The organism is Rosistilla carotiformis, assembly GCF_007753095.1.
In the GTDB taxonomy this organism is placed as follows: Bacteria; Planctomycetota; Planctomycetia; order Pirellulales; family Pirellulaceae; genus Rosistilla; species Rosistilla carotiformis.
Window position 1 is genome coordinate 656,711 of record NZ_CP036348.1, and the last position, 23,838, is coordinate 680,548.

7 protein-coding genes are annotated in these 23,838 nt (G+C 57.7%); 4 read left to right on the forward strand and 3 right to left on the reverse strand.

Translation table 11 applies throughout. The annotated features are described in order from the left end of the window. Positions 1-223: 223 nt before the first annotated feature. Entirely contained in the window at positions 224-16,180 is a 15,957-nt protein-coding gene (locus Poly24_RS02410) for a GEVED domain-containing protein (RefSeq protein WP_145089943.1), read from the reverse strand. A gap of 487 nt (positions 16,181-16,667) precedes the next feature. On the opposite strand from Poly24_RS02410, the gene Poly24_RS02415 reads away from it, so the two are divergent. Further along, entirely contained in the window at positions 16,668-17,411 is a 744-nt protein-coding gene (locus Poly24_RS02415) for a tetratricopeptide repeat protein (protein ID WP_197452263.1), read from the forward strand. Between the two features lie 321 nt (positions 17,412-17,732). On the opposite strand, the gene lpxB is transcribed toward Poly24_RS02415, so the two are convergent. Continuing rightward, positions 17,733-18,920, reverse strand: a complete 1,188-nt coding sequence (lpxB, locus tag Poly24_RS02420; protein WP_145089946.1) for a lipid-A-disaccharide synthase — start codon at positions 18,918-18,920, stop codon at positions 17,733-17,735. A 140-nt stretch (positions 18,921-19,060) separates the two neighbouring features. On the opposite strand from lpxB, the gene Poly24_RS02425 reads away from it, so the two are divergent. Then, positions 19,061-19,543 carry a hypothetical protein gene (locus Poly24_RS02425; protein WP_145089949.1) on the forward strand — a complete coding sequence of 161 codons (483 nt, stop codon included), beginning with the start codon at positions 19,061-19,063 and terminating at the stop codon, positions 19,541-19,543. A gap of 216 nt (positions 19,544-19,759) precedes the next feature. Here the strand turns inward: Poly24_RS02425 and Poly24_RS26825 are convergent, their stop codons facing one another. After that, the gene (locus Poly24_RS26825) at positions 19,760-20,080 is read right to left on the reverse strand and encodes a hypothetical protein (RefSeq protein ID WP_231753433.1); all 321 of its coding nucleotides are present in this window, start codon (positions 20,078-20,080) and stop codon (positions 19,760-19,762) included. Between the two features lie 1,050 nt (positions 20,081-21,130). Between Poly24_RS26825 and Poly24_RS02435 the strand changes: the two genes are divergently transcribed. Together Poly24_RS02435 and Poly24_RS02440 are read left to right on the forward strand one after the other, a co-directional pair. Next, entirely contained in the window at positions 21,131-21,487 is a 357-nt protein-coding gene (locus tag Poly24_RS02435) for a cupin domain-containing protein (protein WP_145089955.1), read from the forward strand. A 117-nt stretch (positions 21,488-21,604) separates the two neighbouring features. After that, positions 21,605-23,830: a PQQ-binding-like beta-propeller repeat protein gene (locus tag Poly24_RS02440; protein WP_231753434.1), complete on the forward strand. Its 2,226-nt coding sequence runs from the start codon at positions 21,605-21,607 to the stop codon at positions 23,828-23,830. Positions 23,831-23,838 lie beyond the last annotated feature (8 nt).

A 23,838-nucleotide genomic window follows, 5' to 3' on the forward strand; every position in this document is an offset into this window, starting at 1 on the left:
AGAGGATGACTCATGGATAGCAACAGGCAATAGACGGAGAGGGGGAGGAGCAACGAATAATCGATCGAACCAATAAAGGACGGAAATCCGCTTATTAGATTCTCGTTCGCCAAAAAGATTCCGTCTTCTAAATAAAGTTCTCCGGCTGGGGAAACTTTGCGTCGCGATCGGGTCTTAGCTCATCTGAGGAATTTCCCGATTGCGCGACGCGGCTTCCGATTCTCTATTCAAAACTGAGATTTGCGAAGAAATCATCGATTTCCGAAATCTCGTCCTGGGACTGCTCCGATGCCAGTTCGCCGATAACTTCCTCCAGAGTGTTGCTGACCGTGGAATCAAACACACTGGTGGTCGACGACGCGGTTGCGGCGGGGAGTTGCGTTCCGGTGACGGTCGCCTCCGGTTCGCTTTCGATGTCCATGAACTCAGGAGTCAGCACGCCATTGGCGGCGGGGACCCAACCGAAGCCTTCCCCTTCCGCTTCGCTATTAGCGACCGCCGAGTTCAGGTGGTTCAATACTCGTAAGACGTCGATGGGTTCCAGAAGCCCGTTCCCGTTGACGTCGATATACGGGAAGTTAGGAATGTTGCTGGTGATCTGCCCGGTGCCATATCGGGAGATGGCGTTGATCACTTGCAATGCATCGATTGGCGAGACATCGCCACTGCCGTTGACGTCCAACGCGTTGGTTGGGTTTTGGTGCGAGCTGGCTTGCACGTTGACAACGAGATCTTCGACTTCTCCGTCGTTTGCTTTGCCCACCGGCGAAGTGACGCCGGTCGAGCTGAGGCGGAAGCGACCGTAAGTGGTGCCAGGGAGCGCCGTTTCGGGAACGCGAATCGAATAGGTGTTGGTGCCACTTGCCAATTCAATCCCGCCAGTGCTTGCCAGGATCGGTCCGGCATTCCAGACCAATCGTTCGCTATCGGAGAACTGGCCATCTTGGTTCCAGTCGATCCAGGCGTCCAGGATCGCATCGCTTCCAATGGTGTTGGTAAGTTCGATCTCAAGCGTCGCCGATCCCGAGGGGGTCAACGTCGTGCCTGAAGCGAACGCGACGCCATCGTCGATGTCGCCATCGGCATTGGACGCGTCGTCGCCCAAGCGGGCGTCGCTTTCCGGCGTCGCGGACACGCCCAGCGAGAAACCGGAGGTGACGGTATGGCGGGCGCCGTTGGACGCTTCCAGCGTGCCGTAGCCTGCTGGGGCGTCGCCGTAATCCAGTCCGGCTTCATCGGAGACGAAAATTGTGAACTGGGTGGTGCCGGTCAACGGATCGTTGGACGACAGGGTGTTGCCCGCGTTGTCGCTGATCGCTTGAACGCGTATGGCGCCCGCGCCGGTAACGGCTTGAGCCCCCTTGAGGATGATCTGATCGCCGATGACGCGGAGTGTCACTCCCGTCGGGTTGGCTGATTCGATCGCTTGCTGGATCAATTGGCCGACTTCCGAGCTGGTCAAATTGCCGGCCAACACGATCGGCACTGCCGCTTCGTCGCCCGGTTGTCCAATCTGAGTCAGCACACTGTTGCTTAGGTCGATCGTGACATCCGCAGCATTGGACATCAAGATCTGCCCACCGGCCACGACTTCTGGATTCAAGCCCAGGTCGGATACCGCGATCGCATCGCGGATCGCATTGGCGATGACCGTCAGGTTGGTGGTCGACGTGAGTTGGATTGGTGTCGCCGACGTGTTGGTGACACTGTTGTTCAGGTCGATCTCGAAGAATCGAATTCGACCATCGCCACGACGGACACTGAATTGCTGTCCATCGGTGATGCCATCGGCAACGCCCAAAAGGTTGGGAACTTGGATGCCAAATCCCGTCGAGACACCAATGCTGCCAGCAACCGTAAGCGTCGAACCGTCGGGGTTCACTGAGGTCAAGCGATCGCTTGCGAACAGTTGCACTTCGCCGTTGAGATCGACCACCTGCAGGTTCAGACCGGAGATCTGAATCGCTTGAGCGATCGCCGCCGAGACTTGGTTGACCGATTGCGGTTCGCCGGTGTTGGTGCTTGGCGGAATCGAAACTGCGATATTGCCGGCAAAGGCCGCGTTGTTGGTGTCAAATTCGAAGGTTCGTTCGCTGACGCCATCGAAGATCGTGAACGTTTCGCCGTCGTTGACATCGGCAAAATCGCCGGGCAGGACGGGAACGGTCAGGATGATGCCACGTTCGATTTCAAACGCTGTTTCGGCGTTGCTGCTGTCGATGACGCGGATTTGCTGGCCATCGGTGTAGCTGGACGAATCCTGCGACTTTAGCACCGCCTGAGCATCGTTGAGCAGTTCGATCCGGTAGACCGAATCCTCTTTCCAGCGACCCGCCAGCGGAGTCAGGCGGATGATGTCGCCCGAGGTGTCGTAGGCAAAGATATAGTCCTCGCCTTCGATCAGCGGTACGTTGTCTTCGAACAACAGCAGCGCGTCGGAGGTCACCGAAGCATCGCGGATACCAACGCCACCGCGTGGATTGGCGGGTTCACCCCCATCGACCAGCAAGATTTCGAAGTAGTTTTTATTGACTTGGCGAATTTGGACCGAATCGGTGACCGGATCGGCGTCGGATCCGTCACGCGAGTTATCCAGTGGCGTGATCACGATGCCACGCGGGGCCGCGAGGTCGCCACGATCGAACGCACCACGATCCTTATAGATCAAGTTCCCTTGCCCGCCGGGCACATTGTGAGTGGGGTCGTCGATCCGCAACGCGCCGTTGGCGTCAAAGTCGGGGGCGATAACGGGCGATGCGAGCAGCCCCACCGTTTCGCGAACGATTTGCAATTGTGGACGATCATCCAACGAATTGATCGAACTGTCGATCAGATCCGAACCTTGTGCAGGGATGAAGATCCCATCGGTCGCCGACACAAAGAGATTGGAATTGTCATCGACAAACCGTGCCAAGACATTGTCCAGCAACGATCCGTTGGGGTCGGTGAGATTGAACGTATTGGCCTGGAAAGTGTTCGCTCCCAACACTACCGGATTGTTAGGTACAAAGTTGCCCGTCGCATCGATCGCGTTGGCGTTGTTGACGAAGACATTGTTCATCAGCGTAGGGCTGACACCATTGGACAATGCGATGCCGGTTCCTGCAGGCGAGAACAGGTCGGCGGGGACCGAGGAGATCGCCCCTACGGCGTCGATGTCCGCTCCCACCGCTAGGTCCAAGGCGCTGCCGAAGTTCTGGTCGGTAATCCGCACAAACGCGATTCGATCGTTGGGGCCAAAGCCGTAGCGATCGATGTCGATCTGATTGGCTCCGCCCACCGAGGTGCCAACGTCGACAAAGTTAACTCCGTCGACGCTGACTTCGACACGGACCGGTTCGGCGTTGCCGACTTCGAAGATCTCCAGATCGGGCGAGGCATCGCCGCTGCCGACCAGACGATTGTCGACAAATTGAACCGTAATCGAACCACCGCCACCGAGTGACACGGAACCTTGCCCCGCGTTGGGCGTTGGTTCGGCGACGCCGCCGGAGTAGTTTGGAATTCCCAACGCCTCCGATGAAATCTGCAGTCCAATCGCGGGGGGCGCTGTCGTGCTGGGATTGAATGAGACGACGGTGTCGGCAAACGAGATGCTGCCGTTGGTATACAAGGTGCCCTGGTAGGTGGCCTCGCCAGGAGAGTCGGTCGCGTTGATCGTGCCACCGATGATCGTGTTGTTAACGATCCGGTCGAACGCCACGGTCGACAGTTGAGGGCCGTTGGTGGTATCCATTCCCTCAACATTGATGCCGCCGAGTCCGTTGTAAGCGAGCACGTTGCTTTGGACCACTACGCCCGGAGCCAAGCCCGCGTGGACGACGCCGGCAGCGTCGACGTAGGAGTTCAGTTCGACAAGGTTTTTCGGATACTTGAACGTACCGACGTCGGCACCATGGTCCAAGTTGATTCCGTAACCCGACGAATAGGAAACCGCCACACCTTCGATTTTAATTACGCCCTGTTCTTCGCTGCCGGTGTTCGAATCGCCGCGGCGGTTCAAAGCCAACGCTTGCGTTGCTTGCGCAAACAAGGCCACGATTGGCAGTTCATCGGTACCTGGTTTCCGCGAGTCGCCCACGATTTGCGACGACAGTTGCGTCAGGTTTTCGATGATGTTGACGTTTCCGGACAGATTGATCCGGTAGTCGCCACTGGCAGCGGCATCGGTCGACGCGGCACCGCTGGAGCTCAACGCACTGATGTTCAGCAATGCTTGTACATCGGGCAGGTTGATTGCATTGCTGATCTTGGCCGCGATCTCCGCTGCCGTTTCCGGAACCGATTCGCCACTGATCGCGTTGACCACGCCCGTGTTGTAGTAGATCGGAACGTTCCCTTCCAAAGGCGCGATGTCCGATGCCGCGTTGACGAATTCAAACGTGATGTTGGTTTGACCATCGTTGAGCGTGAAGCTCAAACGCGTATCGGGATCGATGTCTTGCAACGTCGGGTCGGTGTTGCGAAGTTCGATCAAATCCGCCAGGGCGGTTGCCGCGGCGTCGAGATCGGTAGCGCTCAATGCTTCGAGCATCGCACCTTGGACCAAGCGGTCATTGGTATCGAACGAACGGAACATTGGAATCGGACTGGTCAACCCTCGCGAAAGCACGTATTCGCTGGCCCCGCGGATTTCCAGCTGGTACTCACCGGTCTGGGTTAGAGCGAAGTCGTCGCCACCCAGATCGAAGCCGTTGTTCGTGACAAAGTCGTTGCTGATACCCGCGGAGGTGACAAATTCACCTCGCTCGCGGAAGCCGATGATGAAGTCGTCCAAGTAGACGCCTCGGCTATCGTTGTCGCGGGCCATCTGGACCGATGGCGAAGCAAAGGCGTCGCCGGTTCGGACCGGGATCGTCAGCGGGCCGACGCTGTTGATCGTTAACCCAGGCAGCGACAAGACGCCGCCTTGTTGGGTAATGATCTGCGTTGGGCCAACGGTGTCGCGGATCGCGTCGGCAATCGCCGTCGCCACCTCGGCGGGAGTCATATCGCGGTTGACCAACACGGGGATGCCGCTGGATCCATCGTTTCCAACGACTTGGATCGAACTGTTCGCCGAAAACGTTGCGTCCCCGGTGCCATTGAGGATAACTTGGTTGCCCGCATTGCGAATGTCGTAGGGGCGGGTGCTGACCAGTTCCAGCGTATAACCGCCGCTTTTGCCAAACGCGCGGCCGCCGAGATTGTCGGTGGGATCGTAGTTTCCGTTCCCTTCGCCACTGATGCCGATGTAATACGTTCCATCAGCGGGAGCTTCGAAGGAGATCACGGTCTGTCCGTCAACCGAAACCTCGCGTGCCAGTTCCACACCTTGGCCGTTGAACAGGCGAGCGACCGGGTTCAGTGCCGGCGCGCCAGCTACTTCATTGATTGTTAGCAAAATCGTTTGGCCGGCTGCCAAATCCATTTGCAACATGTCGACGTCCAGGCTGTTGACTGCCCCGTTGGGAGTTCCAATCGATCCCGCGGAGGTGATCGTTGTCTGAGCCCCTGGTAGGTCGACCTGGTCTGCGGTGGCAAACGTGTCGTTGACCTGCGATGCGTCGCCTTGGTCGGTGTCATAGTCGTTGTCTTCAGTGAATGCAAAGTTTGCGATTGCATCGCGGAGCGATTGGGCAATTTGTTCGCCGCTATCGGTGAGACTGTAGACAACGGGTACGTTCGGGCTGGCCACGGTCAATGGATCGGTGGTGAATTGATAAACCGCACCATCGATCGCGATGGTTTCACCGTTGACGATTTGATTTCCATCGGGCATGACCAGCAGCGGCGAAAGTACAAATTCGTAATCGCGGCCGCTGATTCGGAAGCGGTCGCCATCGCTGATCTCTTCGCCAGCAACGGCTTGCAGTTCCACTTGGCCAAATTCGAGGCTTCCCGAGGTGCTGAATTCAAATCGCAGCTTGAGATCTTTCAGACCCGCGAATTCATCCAAGGGGACGCGGGCTTGACGCCATGTTCCGGTGTTGTCGAAGGTCTCTTGCGCTGCGTCCAAAGCCGACACGTCGACCAAGGATAGGTTCGGGTTGTCAGCGAGTGCTGTTGCGGAGTCGCTGTTGGTTGACAACAGGTACTCGGTGCCGTTTTCGTCAACCAAGTAGACTCGCAGCGAATCTTCCAGTTGGCTGTCGCCGATTCGTCCGGTTTCTAAGAAGTAATTGAAATAGAAGGTCGGCAAATCGTCCGAGCTGTAGCCTTCCAGGCTGAACGGATTGCTGACGATCTCGCCATGCGCACCGCCGGCGAAATCGTAGGTTCCGTTGACGGTGGTGCCATCAACACGTGTCGTCCGCGCGTTGAGTGTGCCGGTGGAGATTGCATCGTCCAAACCAAAGTACCAACTGGCACCACCTGCCGACGCATCGCGAGTGTCGTTAAAGGTTCCGTTGATTCCGTGCCCAGGCAACGTGATCGGCGTGACGCTTCCTGCGAAGGTATCGCTAGTGACATGCCACAAGTTGTAGTCGAGGTTGCCGAAATCGAATCCCGTCGCACCCGAGATTCCGGTGGAGATCCGTGAAGCACCATTGGCGAAGATCGGCTGCAGTTCACCACGGGTGTTGAACGCGTAGACGTCGCCGTTGCCTGTGATGCCAAACAATAGATCGGAGTAGGCACCTCCAGCAAGGTTCTCTGGCCCGGCAGAGAGTCCGGTGAAGTTAAGCCCCAACAGGTCGGTCGCGGTCTCAACGTAGGTGCCGATGTTATTCAGGAAGGTAACGCGAACCGGTTCGATGACATTCGAAGAGATTTGGTAAAGGCCGCCCGCATTGCTGACCGCATACATGTCTCCGCTGGCCGGAACCGCGATGCCCGTTACGGTTCCACCCGGCGCGATGCCGGCAACATCGAGCGGTCCCGATGCAGACAGCACATTGGCTCCATTGAAGTCGACCGTGTTGCCATCGACCGTCGCAGTGACGCTGGTCAACAAGCCCGAATCGACGGCCGCTTGAACGGCTGCAACAACGCGTGCACCGATTTCGGCCGCGGTATCGTCGACGTCGAATGGAATGATCGTTGGGCCGCCCGCGGCATTGGCGGTTCCGACAATCGCGATCGCCGGATTCGTTCCAAAGGCGGTTTCCAGATCGAGGTCGATCGTTGGGTTGTTGGTAAAGTCGATGCGTGTTCCAGCCGTCGCGATTGCAATCTGGCTGTCGCGGAACGTGTCGGAGACCACGCGGGTCAGATCGGTGGCCGAAAGATCGTCATCGACGACAATCGCCGTCGCGTTGACGGTGGTGATTCCATCGGCTCCCAGTGATGCGATTCCCAGTCCAACCGACGGTGCTGTGCCGGTGGCACCGGTCAAGACAATTTCGCCTGTGTTTGCCGCGGTGGCGCGGATCCCGATATCGGCCGCGTTGATCGCTGCGGCCAACACACTTGCTGCGGCGGCATCGGTCGTCGCGGCTTCGAGATCGACGGCAAACAGATCCGGACGCGAGAAGTTGCGGCCTGTGAAATCACGGCCGTCGCTGTCGAATTCAAACGTGTAAGCAAGTCCCGTCGATTTGCTGGTCAACGTGACGCGCGAACCTTCGACGACTCCGGCTCCCAACGGATCTTCGACTCCGGTGACATCCAATCGGACTCCGGTGTCAAACTCAAACAATTGGCCGCCGACACTGATCGTGTCGCCGTCGCGAACGAAGCTTCCCGCCGCGATATTGCTGTTCAGTTGGATCGCCGATCCCAGATCGAACTGGAACGGAACCGAACCGGCATTAACAAAGTCGCGAATGGTGAAGGTCAAACCATCGGTCAAACTCGGGACAACAAAGCCCCCCGCGTTGACGACCGATGCCGCAGTCACACCCAATCGCGTGCTCGGCAGATTGTTAGGATTTCCCGTTTCGATATATCCACGTTCGCGTGGGCTGGTGTAACCTCCCGAGGCGCCAAACAGTTGAGGGGTGCCAGGTGCGGCGAGTCCTTCAATGTTGCCGGTAGCAGGATTGATTTCCCACAATAAATTGTCGGTGTAGGTGACTTGAGTGAGGCCGGGGTTTTGGCCACGGTTACCCACGATGAATCCACGCTCGACACCGTTGACGGGGTCAAAGGTGATCGCACTGACCGTCACCCCAACATTCGATTGAACCAAGTTGGCCGTCGTGTTGCCTTGAGCGTCGACCGTGAAGGTTGTATCTAAAGTCACCATGTTCGTCCCCGTAGGGGTCAAGTCGGTGATGTTGGCGTAGCCTGTATCAATGTTGTAGTAATGCCAAGCCGCGTCGTTGTTGACGCCGTTGACGTTGTACCCAAACATGTCTCCGTTGGGACGGATCGCAATATCGTTGAAGCTTTGGCCCCCTGTGGAACCAATCGATCCATACTGCAAACCGGTGTAGGCGTTGACCAGACGGATGTTGTCGACGGCACCGCCAGTGCTGACGTACAGTTTCAAATCGTTCAGTGTCAGCGGAGTCGCTGCATTGACGGGATCGAACAGCAGGCTTTGCAACGCCGTGGGGGCGTAGGTGCTGCCGCCGATGGTGCTGACGTGATCCTCGGCGATACGAACCAACGATTCGATGGGTTCCAGACGTACCAACGGGTTGGTTGCCGCCGCGGTTGTGAATTGATCCAACACCGAGGGCATGTTGTTCAATCCGCTGATCGCCACGTAATAGGTCTGCGAATCGACGGTCCCGTTTCCTTGGGCACTCAGTTCAACAGCACCGATGTACGGATCGGCGGTGCCGGTGGAGCCTCTCGATAAGGAGGTGAAGTCGGGCGAGTTGGGATTGCCCGGTTGGTCGTCGGCGACATTGCTGTCGAGTCCAGTTAGGATCAGTTGTCCGTTTTGGTCGAAGACCCAGATCGAGAAGTCGCCACGTCCCAAGCCGTCTGCGTAATCCAGATCGAAGACTGTCGAAACGTAGTTCTGCAGGCCGCTCTGAGTTGTCGATCCGGAAATCGAAAACTCGAACCAATCGACGTCGGTGGCTGAGCTGATTGCTCCGGCAATCGACAACGTATCGTTGGAGTTTGGATCGCTCTGCGTGCCAAACGGTCCCAACGGTTGGGCGGTGGCAAGCGTGTCGTTGTTATCGCTGCCGTTTTGGTCGATGAATTCGATCGCGTCGCCCAACAACGGTGAATTGAACGGTTGACCGATCACGGTCACACCCGTCGTGGCATAGCGAATGTCGGCAAGGTTCAGGTAGGAACCGGCAACTTCATCGCTTTCGGCCAAACGGATGCTCAACTCATAAGGACCCGACGTCAGGCCGTCATAATTGCCGGCGTCGATCTTGGCACCCGTGGCTGGTGAGTAGAGCTTCGACAACGGATCGTTGAGCTTCAAGTTGCTGCTTCGGACACGCACCTGGTAGGTGAAGACCTCACCGGTTTCGCCAGGCAGCACCACACGCAAGCCGGGGTCGTTGGGGTTCGTGGAGAACAGATCTTGTGGCGTGTTGAACGCGGAGGTTGCCGAATTGGAGAACATCGAATTGGTCAGCGAATTCGCTTGTCCGCTGCTGACCGTCCGTTCTAACGTCCCGGCACTCTCATCCAGAATGATCAAGCCAGAATCGATCGCTTCGGAGATCGATCCGTTGGAGATGGCCACGACGCTATCGGAAATTCCATCGCCGTCGGTATCGGCGGCATTGGGCAGGAGGCGAACCAGTTCGATCACCGAATCGAGCGCGCTGTTGGTGCGATCGATTTCCAGCCAGACTTCGGTTCCTGCTTCGGCGTCAAACGAATAGACGTCAACGTCCGAAGGTTGGTCGATGTTACCGTAGACCTGGTATCCGATCCGACGGTTTTCACTGCCCGCGGTAACCGATGGTGCCAGTTCGCCCAAGTATTGGCCAAGGGCGGTCTGGTCGTTGCGATTCAGCGACAGGTTGCCTTCCTGTTCAACGGCCGCTTCGACGTTGCGATCTAGGGCCGCTTCGCGAATGACAATACCGTCCCACGCACCCGCGAGATTCAGTTCATCCGAGGGATCCGAAACGATCAATTCCAAGAACGTGGTGATCACCGCCGAATTGGCGGCAGGGAAGACGTCCCAGGCAAAAGCCGTCGTCACGTCGTTAAAGCCATAGGCCGTCCCCAACGCGGGATCGTTGAAGGCAGGTAGGTCGCCCAGGTCGATGTTGCCGGCGATCGAGTAGGCGGATCCATTTCCGAGGATCGCGGTTTCGAGCTCGTTGTATTGATCCGCTGCCCAGCCAACGTACGCAGCCCCTTGAAGGCCGTCGCCTAGTTCGTAAATACCCCCTTGAGCGAATCCGATCCGTTGGATTCCGTCGAGCGTGAAGACGCGGAAGTCGGCTTCTCCGGGCGTCCCTACGGGGTAGAGGATATCGTCGGAGATGCCCTGAACGTCTTCATCCAGATAATTGATGAAGCGGATGTTGCCCAGCGGCTGGTCGCTGGTGAACGACAGCACGTTGTTGACTTTGGTTTCACCATCGTTGAGGCTCGTTTGGACCGTCCAGGTGACCAAGCCATTGGCTCCTGTGAACGTACCACTGCTGACCACCAAGTCGTCGGCAACCAATGTAGGTGTTTGCGTGATCGTGGTGGTGCCCAACGCGAACGCACCGCCATCGGAGCCGATGTCGATGAAGTTCTCAAACGAGAAGAGGAAGTCTTGATTGGCTAACAACATCGTGTTGCCTTGAACCGTCACGCCACTAGCGGTGATCGATCCGCCTGCGGCGGGCCGTACGGACATGAAACCTGGAGTTGCAGTGGCAACGTCGTTGTCGATCAGCAAACCATTGTTCACCTCGGGGCCGGTTGGCAACAAGGTGGGGCCACCCTCATCGGGATCGCCATTGTCGGTGTTGGTTTGGGGCCTTCCTTCCGTATCAAATCCCGCGCCGATCGTGTCGTCTTCCAATGCGGTTAGGACGACCGATTTGCCAGGCTGGCCGATGATCTGCAACGCCCCGCCGACCCGGTCGGCCAAGCCGTTGAATTGGTCCGCCGATCCATTTGAATTGCCACCGGCGATAATCGTCGCTGGCGCGGTGCTGGAATCAAACTTCACAACCAAGCTGCGGTCGGGGTCGCTTTCCAAACGCAAGCCGCCGTAGACTTCGTGGTTGGGGATCGAAACGGTGCCACGGACGACGTGCACGATGTCGGTATCGTCCCAGACACCCGCGGTGGCCAATTCGCCGCCGCGAATCTCCATACCGTTAATCGCGTTGTTGTCCAAGACATTATCGAAGACCAACGGGCCTTGGTTGCCAAGGCTGACGCCTGGCACCATTTCCAGAAATCCGGTGCTTCGCCCGCGGTCGGTAACGTACGAATTGTTCAGCGAATTCAGGTCAAAATTGAGCGCAACGGCGTCATTGTTCAGGAACGTGTTGGATGCGATCGTCGGTTGTGCACCGCGTACAAAGACTACCGCAGCATTGTGCGTTTGCAGGCCGGCGCGATCGCTGTCGCCCGCAGCAAAACCGGTGCCGCTTTCATCCAGCTGGCTGTTGGTTAAACGCAGGTCGCCTTGGTGGACTTCGATCGGATTGAAGAACGACAGCTTGCCGTCGATGCGCGCCCCGCCACCGGCTCCGGTGACGCGGACATGGTCCAAGCTGGCTTGCGCTCCAGGGCCCACGTAGATGCCACCCCAGTCGCCTGCTTGGAAGACCGTGTTGGCGTTGGATTGATTGGTGGAGAACGTTCCGCCGCGACCGTAGCGTTGATCGTCCAGGCTCGTGAAGATGATCTGTTGCCGGTCGGTTCCTTCGGCAAGCAGTTGAGCCCCTTGTTCGACTTCGATGACGGCTCCGGACAACTTGATGACCACGCCTGGATCGATTGCCAAACGCGCGTCCATTCGCGGACGCAGGTTTTCGATCAGCGTCATCCCGCTGACCAAGCCGGCGTCGGTAAATTGGGTATCGGTATTGTTGGGGATCAATGCGATCATGCGGAACGCGTCGCCGTTGAACGATCGATACACGCGTCGCGCGACCACGCTGGCCGAATTCGAGGTGGGTAAATTGTCCAGCACAATCGTGTTGTCGTCGATGTCGACACCCGGAACGCTGATCGCTTCGGTGGCGAACGAAACCGAAACTTCGTTGCCGCTGGCGTCCAGGTAGCTGATCTTGTATTCGTATTGGCCGGCTGGCAACGTGCCGTCGGCGGTGGCGGTCAGCACCACGTCGTCGACGTTTGGACGGTTGGTGTCGATCGCGACTCCGCCGGCCAGACCGGCGTCGGTGAACGCGGTGCTGCTGCCGTTGAGCGTGGCCACCAATTGGTAATTGCCACCATCGACCGATCGGTACAGCCGCCGCGCAACGTAATCGCTTCCGGCGGGGACGGCCGGTAGTTGGTCCAGCAGAATCGAGGCGTTGCTGCTGGTGGTGACGACCGTGCCGGTCGCGTCGGAAACGGGACTCTCGTTTCCGTTTTGTGTTACGTACGACAGTCGATAGCTGTATTCACCAACGGCCAGCGTGCCGCCGGCCTGCGTCGTCAAGCGAACAATCCGCGTTGGCGGTGCCGAGGAATCGACAATTCCGCCTCCAGGCGTCCCTTGGATCTCCAGGTTTTCGGCGATCACATGCACGACATCCAAGTCGTCGAATCGGGCTTGGACAGTCAGTTTTTCCACGCCGCTGCCGTCGCGAGTTTCCGATCGAATGAACATTCCATTGATCGAATTGTCCGCGAACGTGACGTTGTAGATCGATGGTCCAACGCGTGTATAGTCGGGAGTTGCTTGCCCTTCGAAGAGCGTGAACTTGTCGTCTTCGAACGTGTTTGCAGAGGCCTCGATCGCGGCGTCTGCATTGTTGGTGAAGGTGCTGTTGGCGATCGTGGCACGCGTGCCCGACAATTCGATCGGGCTGATCACTTCGGATCGCGTGCCGACAATGATCGTACCGCCGCCGTAACGGAAGTCGCCGTATTGGACGACATTCAAGAAGATTCCTTCGGCTTCGTAATTGATCCGGCTCTCATCGACTTTATCGATATCCGAACGGAAATCGATGCCCCCCCAGTCGCCTTGACGGGCCACATTGCCGCTTTGAGTACCACCGATCGTGGCGTCGGCAAGCGACGTGAACACGACCTCGCCACTCACGGGCGTCGATGTGATTTGGCTGCCATTGGCTCCAACCACCAACGGTGTTCCCAGAACCTGCAACGACCCGCCGCTGGCATCGACCACGGGGCTGCTGCTGCCGACGCCGATTCGGGCGCGACGGAGCTTAATGATCGCTCCGGCGTCGATCATTACGGTGACGTCTTTGGGGACTTCAAAGCTGGAACCATCGGCCAGCGTGCGGCCAAAGTCATCGAACCCAATCAGATACGGCAGGTTGTCAGCGGTCGTTTCCACATTGCCATCGCCGCTTGGCAAGATGCGAACGATATCCGTTCCCAGTGACGAGACGCTTCCCAGCGCGGTGGAGATCGAGGTGACCGCTCCCTTGGCCACGCCACTGATCGCATTGTTCACCATCGGTGTGATCGTGCCGCCATCCTTTTTGACGAAGACGGTGTCGGTGAAAGCCGCTGATTCGAACCAGAAGTCGAATGCACCCCCTTGTTCGCCATCATTGTCGCCATCGAGGGCAATGCCTGTGGTGTCGGTGATCGTCGTTGCGCTCTCGGGCTTGAAGGACATCCGCAGTTCGTAAGCCCCTTCGCTGAGCCCACCCATGCCGGAATCTTCGATCATCGGATCGTAGCTGTCGTTGCCGCTGGCGCTGACACCGATGTAATACGTGCCGGCGGTCAAAGCGACGGTGATCTCGGAGTCTTCGCTCCAGTAATCGTCGTTGGCGGCCAGTTCCTCGATCGTGCCGCCGGGACCTTCACGGTACAGTCGCAGGGTTGTATCGAGCAGGCTGGACGTGCCGGCAAGTCGTTCGGCGAACGTTTCAATCGTGACCTCGCCCGACGTTGGCAGGGCGAACTTGTAAAGGTCGATATCGGTGCTATCGGGGCGATACGAATACTGACCTTCGATGATGTCGCGAGGCGACGGATACAAGGGGTCGGCACCGACATCGATCGCCGACAGGAAGTCGGAAACGCCGATCAGATCTTTGACCATGCCGCTGGCCAATTGGAAGAACTCTTGCCCGAACAGGTCGTCGTCCGATTCGTCGACAAGTCGCGAATTGATGACGCCGAGATCATCCGAGACCTCCCAGCCGATTACTGTGCTGGAGGTTTCGCCGACGGCGATCTGCAGCCCCATATCGGCGCTTTCGACAAACTGCACGCCCAAGTATTGGCTGTACAGATCCAACACTTCGCGGACACGTTGCTTCTGCTGTTCGGTGATGTTATTGAACAGCACGCGGTCGTTATCAACTGGCAACGACGTTGGATCGTCGCCACGGAACTGGCCGAAGAAGTTGTAGTAGTACGTCGAAATTCCATCCAGCGGGTCAGCTTGCGGCGCTCCATAGCTGGAAGGATCTTCGGGGCGGAATTCTTGCACCCCGGGGGCTCCCGCGCCACCTGGGTAATCGATCAAGTACTCGTTGTTTGAAACAGGCACGCCATTGATGAACTCCGTCTTGGCGATTGCTCCTTCGAGTACCACCGACGAGATGTTGGTCGACGACACCGTCCAATCGGTGCGAATGTCGCGTGCCAACGCAAAACTGTCTCCCGGTTCGACGACGGCGGGCAATACCGTCGGCGTGGTGCCGCGCACGTCGGTTTCACCGATACGCAAACGGAACTGTTTGACCTCTGCTCCGGGGAACAGCGAATAAAGGTCGCCGGAGAACTGCAAAACCGCAACACCCGTTCCGGGATTGTAGCTGACCGAAACTGGCGTTAGCGCGAAATCATCGGCACCCGTTTCCGTGCCGGCTGTCGAGATCAATTGATACAACGCAGCGGTCCGGACGCTGTTGACGTCCAAGGGATCGTTGCGGTCGAAGTAAACCCAAATCTGGTCGCGCAGTTGCTGACCATTGACGATCGGCTGCGGCACAACGGCTTGAATCGTCGGCGCCAGGTTGATCGAGAATTCGATCGTTTGGTCGACGCCGTTGTTGAAGTTGTCACCCTGGGTGTTCTGCAACGCGTTTTCGCTGCTGCCGTCGATTTGGATGCGGTACCGGTCCTGTGGCAAATCTTCGGCAAATCGGAAGACAACCTCGCGTTGGTTGGCATCGACAAAGCCGACGTAACCCGGCACGACTTCGATATCCAAGTCGCCGTTCTGTAGCGAAAATTCGATCGGCGAAAACAGGCTGAGATCCTGTCCGATTGTTGCCGACGCGTTCCCCGATTCCAGTTCCGCAGTCATCAACAGCTTGGCAGCGGGATGGTTGTTGATCGCGGTGATCAATTCGCCAACGGTCGATCGCGAGGCGGGATTGCTGTTGATCAGAACTTCGATACGATTGCCCAAAACCGAAACAATCGGCGGCGCGCCCGCGACGCGGAACGACTGCCGCACATCGATTGCCAAATCTTGCCCGGCGACACCGCTGCTGACCGCGGTGAATCGTACTTGTGTGTTAGCAATGCCCAATTGCGACGTCGCTTGCGCACGATCCGAACCCTTCAGAGTCAGCACTTGGCCTTGGGTGGCGGTGCGGCCGACGTCATAGTAGGTCTGTCCGGTTACCGAAGCGACGCGCAGCAGCGCAGCAGCCTCTGGATTTTGTGCGATGCCGTATTGAATATCTGCGGCACGCGTGACCAGCGTGGAATTCGAGTTCAATTCGATCTGAACTTGCCCTCCCACCACACTGACGATCGGCAGCGTCTTGTCGGTCCGGTTGACCTTGGTGAAGACGATCTCCAGGTTGTCGCCGCTCGAACCGCTCTGAACCGCTTCAAAGGTGATCGTGACTGCGCCGCCCGATCCGAGATCGGTGACACCCGATGCCGAGGCAAATTCCCCATCGTCGCCCGCGCGGATGATCTTAATCCCATCGAGCGAAGCAGGGTCGAGTGAGGCCAATTCGTCGAACCGCAGCGTTAGTTCGCGCGGCGACGTATTCAGCACCGCCATGTCCTGCAGCAATGGCTCGGTGTCCGGCTGGATCCCCGCCAGCATCGGACCGGCATCCAGCATTTGGCGACCTTCCAGAGTCTCCAGCAGCGACCGACGGCTGTTGAGCCGCTGGCGTTTCGCAGCGCGATCGCTTCTGCGGGAGTTGTTGGAATTGTTCTTCACCGACGATCCAGTTTTCCGGATAGCCATTCACCGACCTCTTCGTAAACCCTTTCGGGCGAACAACTTATGGGCCGAACGATTCGGCCCTCAAATGTAGGCGCAACGCCTATGTTGACAAAGCTTTCGGAGCGTTTCGCAAAGCGAATGAAGGTGGTCCCGAATGCCAAAATAGACAAGCTGGGCAATGTGCGTAAGCAAAGTGCCGCATTGGCTGGATTGTAGTTGGGAGCACCGACAGTGCAACGAAAATCAATGTGATACCCCGTTCCACGCTAGCTAAAAAACGCTTATGCCAAATGTGCTGGCGTCGCGGAACGATTCGGTTTTGATACTTGTGACTCTGGGAAAGTTCCGTTGCTTTGAAGATCGTTCTCTGAGGGACACCTTGGAAAAGATGGTATGGCGGACGCAAAGGGACCAAAACGACCTTGCCGCCGAACGACAGAGGCTGGTAACGTCCCCCTTAAATAGCGACATTCTTCCTTTAAAACCGAAGTAGACAAAGGTGCACAGCATGCACTCCCTCCGGAAAAAACAACCGAAATCGCCAGTTTTGGCGGCGGCATTGCTCGTTTTGTCGCTGTCGGGCTGTCAATTCGCCGCCAGCGGCCAAAATGCCCAGGGCGTGCGGTTGTACGACCAGGGGCAATACTCCGCCGCGCTGCAGCAATTTCAGCAGGCGATTGCGTCGGATCCTAAAAATCCCGACAGCTACTACAACCTGGCGGCGACCACGCACCGGTTGGGGAAAGAGCGGAATGATCGCGCTCTGATGGACCAAGCCGAATCGCTGTACAACCAATGTCTCGACCTGCAGCCGGCCCATGTCGATTGCCATCGGGGGTTAGCCGTTTTGTTGGTCGAAACCGATCGTCCCGACAGGGCGTTTGCGCTGTTGAGGAACTGGGCTACCAGCCAGCCTCAGTTGGCCGATGCTCGTATCGAACTGGCGCGAATGTACCAGGAGTTTGGCGAGGGAGAGACCGCTCAGAAATTTCTTGAGGACGCGATTCACCAAGACGGCAACAATGCCCGGGCTTGGTTGGCACTTGGGCAGATCCGCGAATCGGCTGGCGATTACCAGCAAGCGTTGCAGGATTATCAACGCAGCTACGACCTGAACAGCATGCAGCCTCAAGTTGCCGAGAGGATCGCCGCGATGAACCGTCAGATCGTTAGCGGTGTCGGCGGGGTGACCGCCAGCGGAACCCGTTTGGCCCAGCAGTCTGCGGCCGATGTTTCCAAGGGACGCTACTAGCGGGCGTTTGCCGGAGGTCGCTCTTCTAGCGAGCCGTTTTACAGCGACGAGCAAATGTTCGTTCGCCCCGTTCTGTTCAGCCCACCTGCTTGACGCCGGCCGCACGACCATACCATCGCGACGCGCCAGCGAGTGAGACTTGCTCACACGCTAGCTAAACGTTGCATGCTCTAAAGACGCGGTCGTTCACTCGCCGGCGCTTTGTGCTTGTATTCGGTGTTCTCAATCACTCGCCTACGCTTCGTGCTCGTCCGTGTGCTGGATTTTCACTCGCGAGTGCTTCGTGCTTGATGCGTGGGAGCACCGAGATTCGGCGATACGTTATGCGGCGCGGCGGTTTGCAATAGCTTGGTTGGCATCGAACATCGCGATCAATTGATCGGCGGCGCGGTCGGACGCACCTGGGACCGCATACTTGCTGCGCAACGTCTGCAGTTCGCGTTGAACATCGGCCAGGTGAGCTGGATCGCTCAGCAAGCGATCGGCTGCGGCCACGACCTCGGCAATCACCGGTTCGGGATCGCCAGCGGAGACAAATTCTGGAAAGAGCGTCTTCTCCGCCATTAGGTTGGGTAAAGTCATGCTTTTGGTGGAAACCAGAACCGAAGCGAGCCATTTGATCGTCCGCCCTACGCGGTACAGAACCACAGCGGGAGTCGACCGGGCCATCAGCTCCAGACTGACCGATCCGGAGACCATGATCGCCGATTCGGCGGCCTCGACGATTTCACTTGTCTTGCCGACAAAAAAGTCCAGGGGCAGCGATTGGTCTTCGGCGGTCAATTGTTCGCGGCACCAAAGACATTGTCGATCGCGAAAGCAGGCGACCTGGAACCGCACATCGGGGTGACGCTTGGATAGCCGGCGGATCGCTTCCAGCTGAAGCGGCCAGTTGTTGGTGACCTCGTTGCGTCGGGAGCCGGGCAGCACGGCAACCAACCGCTTGCCCTCCCGACGCAGCGTTCGGAAACGCTCCATTGTCGCTGGATCGAGTGGCTTCTTGGCCACTGCGTCGAAAAACGGATGGCCAACGTACTCCGCGTCGATTCCCCGCTCGCGGTACCATTGGTATTCAAACGGCAGCACGCAGAGCACTTTGTCGACATATTTGCGAACTTTACGGATTCGCCACGGGGCCCAAGCCCACAGTTGGGGAGGCAGGTAATAATAAACGGGAATCCCGTTCGCCTTGGCTCGCTTGGCGATGTGCCAGTTGAAGCCGGGGAAATCGACCAGAACCACCGCTCGCGGAGGCGATTGGGAGAAGATCTGCGTCGCCTGTTGTGCAACGCGATAGAACTCCGCCACCTTGGGGGCAACCTCGACCACTCCCATCACCGCCAGTTGGGTCAGTTCGAAATCCAGCTGGCAGCCGGCCTGCTGCATCTCGCTGCCGCCGAAACCACGATAACTCAGCTGAGGGGCACGAACGCGCAGCGCGTCGATCAGACGGGCGGTATGTTGGTCGCCACTGGGTTCACCGGCAGAGAAGAAGATTGATTGATTCATGGAGGCGTGATAGGGTTGCTGGAGGGGATCGGCCCAATCAGACAGGTGTATTCGCAGCCGAAATACCGGTCAAGACGAACCCTGCTGCTAGCATTTACCCGAAACGACAGCTCCGATCGCCTCGAGCCCTGGAATTTGCGATGAATCTACCCGAATCGCCCGACTACTTAAATTCGCTGCAGGGCGGATGGGAAGCGCTCGGGAATGGGGCTCCCACGTTGGTGGCGTTGGCCCAGCTGTGTGCCCGTGCGTTGGTCGAAGGATCGCGCGATGAGGAACCGTTGAGTGTTGAAGCGAAGGCGATTTTGTTTGCCGCCCGCAATCGTGGCGTGATCGAAGTGCGTGGTGTGAACACCGCCTTCGAGGCGACCGCGCGGTTGTTGGCCATTTACATCGAAGTCGATGAACATCGCACGATCGCATTCCGCAACCGGGAAAAGCCGCAGGTGACGGTTCGTTTCTTCGATGCGTTTTGTCAGCTGTGTCGCAGCGGGCTGGTGTTGCATCACCTGTACCGCGACTTTTCGTTGACCGATCGCGGGTTTGAGGTCGCTGCGAAGATCGTCGAGCCGGAGGTGGCCCAGGCGTTGGGGCAAGCGACTGAATTTGGGCTGCATGATTAGCCGCCCAGAAGCTCTTGGCGCAAAAAAAAACGGCCCGGAAAGCCGAAGCTGACCGGGCCGTTTATCGAATCACGTCTGAAGGATCTAGCATCCTACTCGCATTAGCGAGCGTAGCGGGTGCTAGCCTGAATGACGCGACGCTTGCTGTTCAAGTAAGCACTTGGGTCAACCACAGGTGCTGGTGGCATTGGAGCAGCGTCTTCGACGACTGGAGCTTCAACGTGAACCGAAGTTCCACCGTTGCAGCTCGAGCAAGCTGGTGCTGCTGGAGCAGCGTAGCTGGTCGAAGCACATCCGCAGCTGTCGCAAGCCGAATCGCAGCTGCTCTTCTTCTTGCAGCAGCTCAGGCCGCCGAACAACTTCGACAGCAGGCCACCGCTCTTCTTCTTTCCGCATGGGTCGCAACCGCAAGCTGGTTCGCAGCAAGAAGCCGATTCGCAGCAAGAAGTTTCGCAACCGCAAGCTGGTTCGCAGCAAGAGGTTCCGCAAGCCGAAGTTTCGCAACCGCAAGCTGGTTCGCAGCAAGAGGCTCCGCAAGCCGAAGTTTCACATCCGCAAGCTGGTTCGCAGCAAGCCGAAGTTTCGCAGCACGAATCGCAGCTGCTCTTCTTCGATCCACCGAACAGCTTCGAAAGCAAACCGCAGCAGCTCTTCGATGCACAGCACTTCTTGCTGTCACAGCAAGCTGGTTCGCAGCAAGAGGTTTCGCAACCACAAGCTGGTTCGCAGCAAGATGCGCCACAAGCCGAAGTTTCGCAACCGCAAGCTGGTTCACAGCAAGAGGTTCCGCATGCCGAGCTTTCGCAACCACAAGCGGGTTCGCAAGCAACTTCGCAACAGGAAGATTCACAACCACAAGCTGGTTCACAAACGTCCGAGCAGCCGGTTTCGCAGCAGCTGCTGCTTCCACCACCACACTTCAGTCCCAACATGCGGTCCAACAGGTCAAATCCGAAACCTTGCGAGCAGATGCTCATACCGATAATCAAGGTCGTAGACAGGATTGCACGCTTCATTGCACCACGTCTCCTAACGTTAGTTCGACGTTTTTTTAAACCTAGGTTCAACTCACTACGGACGGTGGCGGCCAAGGACACGGTCGGCGGACGAAGTCGCCGCCGATCAAGCCCTAATGGGCCGGCTAGCACTTTAGAGGTCAACATTCCAAAAGGAACGCCAACCCTCCGACTTCGTTCTGCTTGCACTGCCACTGACGGTCCTACCTCGGGATGGCAAGACCAGTGAGTTCTTTATTGTTCAGGTTCTAGACCGGCTCAGACCATCCACTAGTCTGAAATTCGCACCGGCCTTAGTTGTTGTCTCAGGAGGCCTTAACGCGAGGTAAGGCACTGGACTCGTAACACGTCACTTACCGTATCGTCCCGGCGATCGGGTTCTCTTGACATCCGAATGGTAAATTCGGCAGGATGCTGAAGTTGGGCGGATACGTAAAAAATGCCGGTTTGACGACTTTTTCTGACGGTGCCGGTTAGCGCATGGAAATGGGACCGTGGTACGTATAAAATGGTCTCGATAGGCGAATATGCCTTCACATCCACCCCACCTCCAACCTCGCGTAGACCACAAATGCCAACAGCCCCCGCCTTTGTGGTGGCTCATCTTCCTGATTTGCCTGGCACCCCCTGCCCTTGCGGTACGGCGCGTCGCGCATTTGCTGAGATCGAGTCGTTCCCAGCAACTGTCCACCTCACCGAAATCGCTGCAACCGCCAAAGTCCACTACCATAAGACCTTGACCGAAACCTACGTCGTTCAAGAATGCGACGACAATGCCGTGATTGAACTCGACGGCCAATCCCACCCCGTTCGCCCTGGCACGGCGATCTTGATTCCTCCCGGCACCCGCCATCGGGCGGTCGGCAAAATGAAGGTGATCATCTTTTGCACTCCAAAATTTGATCCCAGCGACGAATGGTTCGATTGATAAGCGGTCGATTCGGAGCGGATTCCCGATCGAGGCCCTCCCTTTTTGGATGGATTCGCGTTTCGCAGTTCAAAACCAAAGCCTACCCCGGCTTCCAACAACACCAAGCTTTCAACAATGATGATGCGAAAACTCCTTTTGATCCTACCGACACTCTTGTTTCTGTCTGGGTACGCATTGGGGCAAGCGCCCCAAGCTGCCGACTGGAGCTATTGGCGAGGCCCCAACTACAATGGCACCAGCCAGGCGACCGGCTTGCCGGCGACCTGGGATCCCGAGGGCGGGGAAGGGAGCAATCTGAAGTGGCACCGCGACGACCTCTCCGGTCGCAGCACTCCGGTTGCGATGGATGGGAAGCTCTATCTGACCACTCGCGCCGATCCGGGGACACCGATCGAAGGCGAACGCGTCGTCTGCATCGATGCCAAAACGGGCGAAACGGTTTGGGAACACAAATTTAACGTCTGGATGTCCGATGTCCCCGACACACGTGTCGGTTGGTCCAGCGTCGTGGCTGATCCGGAGACCGGCAACGTTTATGCGTTGGGCGTTTGCGACATCTTTATGTGCCTTGACGGCAAGACCGGCGAGGAGAAGTGGAGCGTTCCGCTGCACGAATTCCTCGGCATGCTAAGCACCTACGGCGGGCGAACCAACTTTCCGATCATCCACGAAGACCTGGTGATCATCAGCGGCATCATCATCAACTGGGGCGACGCGGCCAAGCCAAACCATCGCTTCTTGGCGATGGACAAGCGAACCGGCGAAATCGTTTGGTTCAGCCCAACTCGCGATCTTCCCGACGATACCTCCTACAGCGCGCCGAACTTGGCGGTCATCAACGGCCAATTGCAGATGGTCGTCGGCGGTGGCGATGGTGGCATCTGGGGGTTCCAACCTCGTACCGGCAAGCCGTTGTGGAGCTACCAGTTTTCGCGACGCGGTCTATTCGCGACCCCATTGGTCGTCGGAAACCGCATTTATGCTGGTCACGGTGAAGAGAATATGGAAGGCACCTCGATGGGCGCTCTGGCGGCGATCGAGGTCGAAGGGGCCGGCTTGGAAACCAAAGCGAAGCCGCTTTGGAAGATGGAAGGTTTGATCCTCAATCGCAGCTCACCACTGGTGATCGGCGACCGTCTTTATATTGTCGACGATCGCTGCAAGTTGTGGGTGGTCGATGCCAATACTGGCGAAATGATTCAAGAGCGTGTTGCCCTGGGCGACCGCAAGCAATGGGCTAGCCTGGTCTACGCCGACGGTCGGATCTACGCCGTCACCGAAAACGGCCGCTGGGCCTTTATGGAACTCTCCGATGCGGGAGTCGATATCACCGACAAGGGCCGGATCAGCAATGAAGCCTTCTACGCTTCGCCGATCGTTTACGATGGCGCTATCTATTTTGTTGGCACCTCGGGGATCTATTGTATCGCCGACGAAAAAGCGAAGCCCGGCGTCAGCCCCGCTCCCGAAGTCGCTCAAGAGATGGCAAACGACGACAAGACGCCCGCTTGGGTTCAAGTTGTTCCTGCCGAAGCGATCGTTCGTCCCGGCGAGAAGATCGATTACAAAGTTCGTCTCTTCAACCAGAACGGCCAATTTATCGAAGAGGCTTCCGATCCGAAGCTCTCCGTCGTTGGCGGTGGTTCGGTTGCCGGAACCACTTTCAATGCAGCCGACAACAACGGATCGCACTACGCGGCGACCATCAAGGCGACCGTGGGCGATCTGTCGGGTGAATCGCGCGTCCGCGTCGTGCCCAGCCTGCCTTGGAAGTTCGATTTCGACAAGCTCAAAGATCCACCCGTCACCTGGGTCGGCGCACGCTATCGACACGTGATTCGCGATGTCGATGGGTCGCCTGCATTGGTCAAGATCTCGACGATTCCCAAGGGAGCGCGAAGCCGCGGTTGGATGGGCCAATGGGATCTCGCCAATTACACGATTGCCGCTGATGTCAAAGGCCAGCAGGTCGGAACCCAGTTGCCCGATATCGGGTTGACCGCGATGGGTTACGCCTTGGATTTGCAAGGGAACAGCCAAAAATTGCAGATTCGCACCTGGTATGCCCAGCTGCGGATGGCTCAAACGGTTCCGTTCGAATGGAAGGCCGATGTCTGGTACCGCATGAAATTGCAAGCCGCCATCGAAGAGCAGGACGGCAAGAAGGTTGCCGTTTTGAAGGGCAAGGTCTGGCCTCGCGATGACAAAGAACCAAGCGAATGGACGGTTACCGCGGTCGATCATTCGCCCAACCTCTCGGGCAGTCCCGGGCTATATGGGAATGCCAAAGTCTGCGAGTTGTATTTGGACAACGTCGAAGTCACTGCAAACGAAAAATAGGCCTGCCG